This window comes from Hoeflea sp., from assembly GCF_984452065.1.
Genome location: NZ_CFHWAF010000180.1, coordinates 1 through 7,747, shown reverse-complemented (window position 1 = coordinate 7,747; position 7,747 = coordinate 1). Strand labels below are relative to the sequence as shown.

At 61.6% G+C, this 7,747-nt stretch carries 7 protein-coding genes; 4 read left to right on the top strand and 3 right to left on the bottom strand.

Annotated elements, in window-relative coordinates:
• Positions 1–128: 128 nt before the first annotated feature.
• From truA to dld, 4 genes are all read left to right on the top strand, one after another.
• Complete coding sequence (truA, locus tag AC5E6N_RS22105) at positions 129–974, top strand: tRNA pseudouridine(38-40) synthase TruA (RefSeq protein ID WP_491749836.1); 846 nt, start codon at positions 129–131, stop codon at positions 972–974.
• Complete coding sequence (gene arsC, locus AC5E6N_RS22100; RefSeq protein WP_491749835.1) at positions 889–1,293, top strand: arsenate reductase (glutaredoxin); 405 nt, start codon at positions 889–891, stop codon at positions 1,291–1,293. Before truA ends, arsC begins: the two co-directional genes overlap by 86 nt.
• 134 nt (positions 1,294–1,427) lie before the next feature.
• Entirely contained in the window at positions 1,428–2,585 is a 1,158-nt protein-coding gene (locus AC5E6N_RS22095; protein ID WP_491749834.1) for an alpha-hydroxy acid oxidase, read from the top strand.
• Positions 2,586–2,601: 16 nt separating this feature from the next.
• Complete coding sequence (gene dld / locus AC5E6N_RS22090) at positions 2,602–4,314, top strand: D-lactate dehydrogenase (protein WP_491749833.1); 1,713 nt, start codon at positions 2,602–2,604, stop codon at positions 4,312–4,314.
• On the opposite strand, the gene AC5E6N_RS22085 is transcribed toward dld, so the two are convergent.
• Genes AC5E6N_RS22085 through AC5E6N_RS22075 form a run of 3 tightly spaced genes read right to left on the bottom strand, consistent with a single transcriptional unit; the run spans position 4,299 to position 7,462 of the window.
• Positions 4,299–4,727, bottom strand: a complete 429-nt coding sequence (locus AC5E6N_RS22085) for a ribose-phosphate pyrophosphokinase-like domain-containing protein (protein WP_491749832.1) — start codon at positions 4,725–4,727, stop codon at positions 4,299–4,301. The genes dld and AC5E6N_RS22085 overlap by 16 nt on opposite strands.
• 39 nt (positions 4,728–4,766) lie before the next feature.
• A complete protein-coding gene (locus AC5E6N_RS22080; protein ID WP_491749831.1) occupies positions 4,767–5,972 on the bottom strand; it encodes a serine hydrolase domain-containing protein in 1,206 nt (401 codons plus the stop codon).
• Positions 5,969–7,462 (bottom strand): flavin-containing monooxygenase, encoded by a 1,494-nt coding sequence (locus AC5E6N_RS22075; RefSeq protein WP_491749830.1) that lies wholly within the window; start codon positions 7,460–7,462, stop codon positions 5,969–5,971. Before AC5E6N_RS22075 ends, AC5E6N_RS22080 begins: the two co-directional genes overlap by 4 nt.
• Positions 7,463–7,747: the final 285 nt, after the last annotated feature.

Genomic DNA, 7,747 nt, shown 5'->3' with positions numbered 1-7,747 from the left:
GGGCGATTTTGCCCTCTGACTGCGTTGGCTCGCGCTTGTGGCGGGTGGGCGCCACGGCGCGCAACCCGCCTCGTCAGCGACCAAAATCGCCGCGGTCAAATGCGTCAATCTGGACCTGACTTGCTCTGATGCCCCGTTACAAGCTGACCATCGAATATGATGGCACGCCCTATGTCGGCTGGCAGCGGCAGAACAACGGCCCCTCCGTGCAAGGCGCCGTCGAGAGCGCAGCCCGCCGCTTCAGTGGCCACGATGTCTCCATTCGCGGCGCCGGCCGCACCGATGCCGGCGTGCACGCCTATGGCCAGGTCGCCCATATCGATTTCGACAGGGACTGGCCGGAAGAAACGGTGCGCAACGCGCTCAATTCCTATCTCGGCCGGGCCGGCGAGCGGGTCGTCATCCTTTCGGCGCGGCGGGTTTCCGACGATTTTGATGCGCGCTTCTTCGCCCTCCGCAGGCACTATCTTTACCGCATCGTCAACCGCCGTGTGCCGCTCGCCATCGAGCGGAACCGGGCGTTATGGGTGGCAAAGCCGCTTGATGCGGATGCCATGCATGACGCTGCGCAGCGCCTTGTCGGCCGCCATGATTTCACGACCTTTCGTTCGGTCCATTGCCAGGCCAAGAACCCGGTCAGGACGCTGGACCGGCTTAATGTCCGGCGCACCGGGGAACTCATCGAGATCGAGGCGACGGCGCAGTCCTTCCTGCACAACCAGATCCGTTCCTTTGCCGGAACACTGCGCCTTGTCGGCGATGGCGACTGGAGCGCCGACGATGTCGCAAAGGCCCTGAACGCGCGCGACAGGGCCGCCTGCGGACCCGTCGCGGCACCGCAGGGACTTTATTTCATGAAAGTCGAATACCCCGACGAGGAGGACTTAAATGAGCGTCACCATCTACCACAATCCGAAGTGCGGCACGTCGCGCAACACGCTGGCGATGATCCGTCAGGCGGGCATCGAGCCTGAGATCGTCGAATATCTGAGGACCCCGCCCGGCCGCGAGAAGCTGGTGGCGCTGATTGCCGCCATGGATATCCCGGTCCGGGACCTGCTTCGGCGGAAAGGAACGCCCTATGACGAGCTTGGCCTCGGCGAGGACAGGTGGACCGACGATCAGCTTATCGATTTCATCGTCGAACATCCGATCCTGATGAACCGTCCCGTCGTCGTCTCGGAACACGGCGCCGCCCTGTGCCGCCCGTCGGAAAAGGTCATCGATCTCCTCGGCGATGCCGATATCGGCCCGTTCACCAAGGAGTACGGAGAAGTCGTGCGAGCACCCTAGAAATACCGGGGTTCGGCATCGTCTCCGGTTTGGAAAAGGTGTTTCGCGAAACCGCGGTACCCGGAGCGCCCGTTTTTTTGCTAGATCATGGGCACCTGCAGCGCGAGTGACTTTACCGGGGGATGTAAGCGACCATGAGAGCAGCCGATTGCTATAACTATCAGCAGTTCCGCAAGCTGGCGAAACGGCGACTGCCGGGACCGATCTTTCACTATATCGACGGTGCCGCGGACGACGAGGTGACCTACCGTCGCAACACCGAAGCCTACGAAGCCTGTGATCTGGTTCCCAATGTGCTTGCCGGTGTCGAAGACGTCGATATGAGCGTGACCGTCATGGGCCAGAAGCTGGCGATGCCGGTATATTGCGCGCCGACGGCCCTGCAGCGTCTGTTTCATCATGAAGGCGAACGCGCGGTCGCCAGGGCCGCGTCGAAATACGGCACCATGTTCGGCGTGTCCTCGCTGGCGACGGTGACGGTCGAGGAGATCGCCGCGATCGCCGACACGCCGAAGATGTTCCAGTTCTATTTTCACAAGGATCGCGGTTTGAACGACGCGCTGCTTGAGCGCGCCAGGGCGGCGAAGTTCGATGTCATGGCGCTGACGGTCGACACGATCACCGGCGGCAACCGCGAACGCGATTTGCGAACCGGCTTCACCTCCCCGCCGAAGCTGACGCTGGCATCGCTGATCAGTTTCGCCATGCATCCGATGTGGGCGTGGAACTTCCTGACAAAGCCGAAATTCGACATGCCCCACCTGTCCGGTTACGTCAGCCAGGGAACGAACATCGCTGTCTCGGTCGGTGACTACTTCTCGACCATGCTGGATCAGTCGATGAATTGGAAGGATGCCGAGGAATTGTGCGCAAAGTGGAACGGGCAATTTGCGCTCAAGGGGATCATGAGTGTCGAGGATGCCAAACGCGCCGTCGATATCGGCTGTACGGGAATCATGGTCTCCAACCATGGCGGGCGCCAGCTCGACGGATCGCGCAGCCCCTTCGACCAGCTGGCGGAGATTTGCGATGCGGTCGGCGACAAGATCGATGTCGTGTGCGAAGGCGGGATCCAGCGCGGCACGCACATCCTCAAGGCACTGTCCGTCGGGGCGAAAGCCTGCTCGGGCGGCCGGCTCTATCTCTATGCGCTGGCGGCGGCGGGTCAGGCCGGCGTGGAGAAGGCGTTGGGCAATCTGCGTGGTGAGATAGAGCGCGACATGAAGCTCATGGGCGTGACCAGCCTCGACCAGCTAAACCGGGACAACCTGAGATTTCGCGATGCGGCGTAGCCAGCCGGAGCCAGCCATGGACACCCCTGTCGATACGTATTCGAATTCGGAACTCATCGGGACCTTCAGGCGCATTGTCGGCAGGTCGCATGTCATAACCAATCCGAAATCGATGCAGCGGTTCAGCAAGGGCTTTCGTTCCGGAGAGGGAACGGCGATTGCCGTGGTGCGCCCCGCCACGCTGCTCGAACAATGGCATGTGCTTGAGGCCTGCGTCGCCGCCGACAAGATCGTCATCATGCAGGCGGCCAACACCGGGCTGACGGAAGGATCGACCCCGAACGGAACCTATGATCGCGACGTGGTGATCGTCAGCACCACCCGGATGGACCAGATTCATCTGCTCCGGAACGGCGAGCAGATCGTCAGTTTTCCGGGCGCGACGCTGTTTGCTCTGGAAAAGCTTCTGGCGCCGCTCGGCCGCCAGCCCCATTCGGTCATCGGGTCATCCTGTATTGGCGCGTCCATCGTCGGCGGCGTTTGCAACAATTCCGGCGGCGCGCTGGTCGAGCGCGGTCCCTCCTACACCGAACTGGCACTTTTCGCTCAGGTCACTGCTGACGGGCGGCTGGAACTGGTCAACAATCTCGGTATCGACCTGGGCGACAGTCCTGAAACAATCCTCCGCCGGCTTCAGGAGCGTGACTATCGCCCCGCCGATGTCGAGGAAACAAACCGCAAGGCATCCGATACCGAATATCGAAGCCGCATCCGGGAGATAGACGAACCAAGTCCGGCCCGGTTCAATGCCGACAGGCGCCGGCTGCACGAAGCCTCCGGGTGCGCCGGCAAGCTGGCGGTTTTCGCGGTGCGGCTCGACACCTACCCCGACACCGGGCAGGAGGCGGTGTTCTATATCGGCACCAACGACACCGCGGTCCTGACCGACCTGCGCCGGGACATGCTCGCCGGGTTCGACAACCTGCCGGTCTCCGGTGAGTACATGCACGCCGATATCTACGATATCTCAAAGCGCTACGGCAAGGACACGCTTGTCATGATAGACAAGCTCGGCACGGACCGCCTGCCGACGATCTTCGCGCTCAAGGGCTGGCTCGACGCAAGGCTGAACAAGCTTCCGCTGTTCCCCAGGAACCTTATCGACCGTACCATGCAATTGCTGAGCCGGCTTTGGCCCGGTGTGCTGCCGGAACGCATGGAGGCCTTTCGCGACAGGTTCGAGCATCATCTTATCCTCAAAATGCGTGACGGAGGTATAGCCGAGGCTGAAGCCTATCTCAGTGCGCATCTGGACGGAAAGAACGGCGACTGGTTTGCCTGCACGCCCCGCGAGGGAAAGATTGCCGGCCTCCACCGGTTTGCTGCGGCGGGGGCGGCGGTGCGGTATCAGGCGGTTCATGCCGACGAAGTGGAGGACATTCTAGCACTGGACATCGCCTTGAGGCGCAACGACCGCGACTGGTTTGAGGTGTTGCCGCCGGAGCTTCAGGAAGGGCTCATCCACAAGCTCTATTACGGGCACTTTTTCTGCCATGTGCTGCACCAGGACTATATTGTCCGAAAAGGTGTCGACACGGCCGCGCTGAAAGCCGAAATGCTGGCTATTCTGGACAAGCGCGGCGCGGAATATCCGGCCGAGCACAATGTCGGCCACCTGTACGCTGCCAAGCCCGATCTCGCGGCGTTCTACAAATCATGCGATCCCACGAACAGCCTCAATCCGGGGCTCGGCAAAATGTCGAAGCGGAAAAATTACGAGCAGAGTTGAAGAGGGCAGCCATTCGTGGCGGGGTGTCCGCGATTGCAAGCCCGCATGAAGCTTACAGAAGCAGCGAGGAAATGCTGCGGCCGCTGTGAATGGCGGTAATCGCGTCGGCGAAGAGCCTGGCGACGGAACAGACCTCGATCTTGTCGATCGTCTTTTCCTCCGAAAGCGGGATCGTGTCGGATATGGCCAGGGAACTGAGCGCCGATGCCGATGCCTTCCGAGACCGGCGTGTTTGCCGTCTGCACGACAAACGCATCGGTTTCCCGCACATTCTCCTCGATCTTGACCATCAGGTTTTCGTTGGAGAAGCGCACGACCTGGGTTCTGGTGGGTTTGACGCCGATATAGTCGCATATCCTGGCGGTCAGCGCCGGATGGGACGAGGCCCCGATGATGCGGATAGTGTCATCCATGATTTGCTGTTTCCGGATAATGATCGCGTTGAGGTGATGTCATGTCGGACCGCCATGCCCCGCGCCCGAACTCCGATAGGCGGCATCGACAAGCCGCTGCCCGCGCTCGTTGAGCAGAATGCCGCCGCCCAGCCTGTTCATCGTATAGCCGAAGGCAAGCCGGTGGTCCGGGTCGCCGAAACCGATACTGCCGCCCATGCCGACATGCCCGAAAGCATCCGGGCCGATGACAGCGGAGTTTCCGGCCGGCAGGTGATGGTTGTCCATGGAGAGCATGAAGCCCTGGCCGAACCGGGTCGGGATGAGCAATGTCTCGTCGTTTTGCGTTTCGGCGGAAAGCCGTTTCATGTCATCGATGCGCTCAGCCGAAAGCAGGGGGCCGTTATGAACGAGCGGCTCGTACATGCCGGCCAGCGCGCGGGCATTGGCAATGCCGCCCGCGCCGCCAATTTCCGCCGCCTGCGTTTGCGCGCTGTTGGCGTTGAAACGCCCGGTGTTGAGATAGGCGAGAAACGACGTCGACTCCCGGTCGGCGATCAGCGCGTTCATGAACGCGGTCATTGGCGTGTCCGGTCCGGGCCTGAACGGGATGATCGGGGCAATCTCCGGTTTTTCGCCGGGCGGCAATCCGATCCGGAAGTCGAGACCCAGGGGACCCGCGATCTCGTCGTGGAAGAACAGGCCAAGCGATTTTCCGGAAATCCTGCGCACCACCTCGCCGATAATCCACCCGAACGTGAACATGTGATAACCGGTCTTCTCGCCCGGCTGCCAGAACAGCGCCTCGTCAGCAAGGCGCGATATCATGTAGTCCCAGTCGTTGAAGCCGCCCTTTTCGACCGGCTCGCGCACCGCCGGAAGGCCGAGCGTGTGATTGAGCGCCATGCGAACGGTGGCGTTCTCCTTGCCGGCGCCGGCAAGTTGCGGCCAGTAATGGGCCACGGTCCGGTCGAGGTCCAGAAGCCCCTGATCGATAAGCCGGTGCGCGCACAGCGCCGTAGCCGCCTTGGTGCATGAATAGACAATGCCGACCGTGTCGCGGCTCCAGCGCTGCCGGCGTTCGATATCGCGAAAGCCGCCCCAAAGATCGACGACGGTGCGCCCGTCGACGCTGACACAGACGCTGGCGCCGACTTCGTCGCGGGTCTCGAAATTTTCCGCGAACGCGTCCAGGACGGGCGTGAAACGCTCGTCGCAGGTTCCCTCGATCCTGGCGCCGTGGCTGACGGTCCGGCCGATCCTCATTGCGCGGCCTGCCGTTGCGGCTCGGCCATGTCCGCGACCGGGCGCAATTTGACATGGCGCGGGTCCACGCGCTTCATCTGCCGCCGGAACGTGCGCGCATCGTGCGGGTAGAGGATTTCCATGCGGCCGTCGGCGTTGCGGTACCAGCTTTGGCAGCCCGAGGTCCACACCGTGTCCGGGAAGGCGGCCTGAAGCTCACGGTTATAGGCATCGGCCGCGTCCTGCGTCACGCTGACGATCCGCGCGCGGCCCGCCTTGCGCAGGCATTTCATGATCCAGCCGATGGTCTGTTCGATCATGAAGACGACCGATGTCGTGCCGACGCCCGTATTCGGCCCCGTCGTCAGAAAGTAGTTCGGAAAACCGGGGATCATCACCCCGCGATAGGCCTGCGCGCCGTTCTTCCAGGCATCCCTCAGCGTCAGCCCATCCTCTCCGGTGACGTCGATGCCGAGCATATGTCCCTCGAGATCGAAGCCCGTGGCGTAAACGATCGCGTCGAAGGGCCTCCGCGTGGCCGCGCTGACAATGCCCTTTTCCGTGATCTCCTCGATGGGTTCGGAGACAAGCTCGACATTGTCCCGGTTCAGCGCGTCGAAGAAATCGTCCGATATGAGAATGCGCTTGCAGCCCATTTCATAGTCCGGGACCATCGCGTTGCGCACCTTGCGCCCGCGCGTCATGACCTTGATGTAGCGGATTGCATCCTCGGCGCGTTTGGCGCGGTAGGCGCTCTGCTTGACAATGGGAAAGACCCTGAATTCCAGATAGTAGAAAATCATCAGCCGGTGCAGCCGCGCCAGAAACGGGAACCGGCGGAAACGCTTCTTCCATGTCTCGGAATAGGCATAGTCGTTGCGCGGCAGGATATAGTTGGGCGTGCGCTGGTAAAGGCAGATATGTTTGGCCCGTTCCGCAATGGCCGGGATCACCTGTATGGCGCTGGCCGCGCTGCCGATAACGGCGATGGTCTTGTCCTGCGGATCGAAGCTGCTGTCCCATTCGGCCGTGTGCATCGAAGCGCCGCGATAACGCTCTGCTCCCTTGAATGCCGGCATCGACGGTTTGTGCAGCGCGCCCGATCCGTTGATGACAAACCGGGCCCGCACCTGTTCGCCGTCCTTCAGCAGCGCCGTCCATACACCCGATGCCCGGTCGAAGGCCAGCGAGACAATCTCGCGGCGCAGATTGAGGCGCGGCCGCAGACCGTATTTGTCGACGCAATATTCAATATAGGCCTGGATCTCGCTCTGCGGAGAATAGAGCCGTGACCAGTTCGGGTTCGGTTCGAACGAATAGCAATAGAAATGCGAAGGGATGTCGCACGCCGCGCCGGGATAGGTATTGTTCCACCAGGTGCCGCCGATACCGGCCGCCTTGTCATAGATACGGAAGCTGCTGATGCCGGCCTGCTTGAGCTTGATGGCCGCGCATATGCCGGAGAATCCGGCGCCGATGATCAGAACGTCCAATATGCCGTCGTCGGCCATCTGCTTTTCCTCGCCGCAAGGCCCGTACGAGCGGTTGTAGACGCAGATGCGCCAACTTGCCAGCCAGTTTGGGCAATGAGCTAACCTCATCTCGCTTTAGAGCGAGATGAGGTTAGATTGAAGCATTTGACCGTGGCGATTTTGGTTTCTGACAAGGCGGGTTGCGCGCCGTGGTGCCATCCCACCACAAGCGCGAGCCAACGCAGTCAGAGGGCAAAATCGCCCGGCCCGTTCATCTCTGAATTTCAATACGATAGTCCTTTCAGGGGTGGCGGAAAATCGGCC

Coding starts and splice junctions, on each gene's coding strand:
- truA (WP_491749836.1), top strand. CDS start 129: ATGCCCCGTTACAAGCTGACCATCGAATATGATGGCACGCCCTATGTC.
- AC5E6N_RS22080 (WP_491749831.1), bottom strand. CDS start 5,972: ATGAGGATCGGCCGGACCGTCAGCCACGGCGCCAGGATCGAGGGAACC.
- AC5E6N_RS22085 (WP_491749832.1), bottom strand. CDS start 4,727: ATGGATGACACTATCCGCATCATCGGGGCCTCGTCCCATCCGGCGCTG.
- AC5E6N_RS22075 (WP_491749830.1), bottom strand. CDS start 7,462: ATGGCCGACGACGGCATATTGGACGTTCTGATCATCGGCGCCGGATTC.
- arsC (WP_491749835.1), top strand. CDS start 889: ATGAGCGTCACCATCTACCACAATCCGAAGTGCGGCACGTCGCGCAAC.
- AC5E6N_RS22095 (WP_491749834.1), top strand. CDS start 1,428: ATGAGAGCAGCCGATTGCTATAACTATCAGCAGTTCCGCAAGCTGGCG.
- dld (WP_491749833.1), top strand. CDS start 2,602: ATGGACACCCCTGTCGATACGTATTCGAATTCGGAACTCATCGGGACC.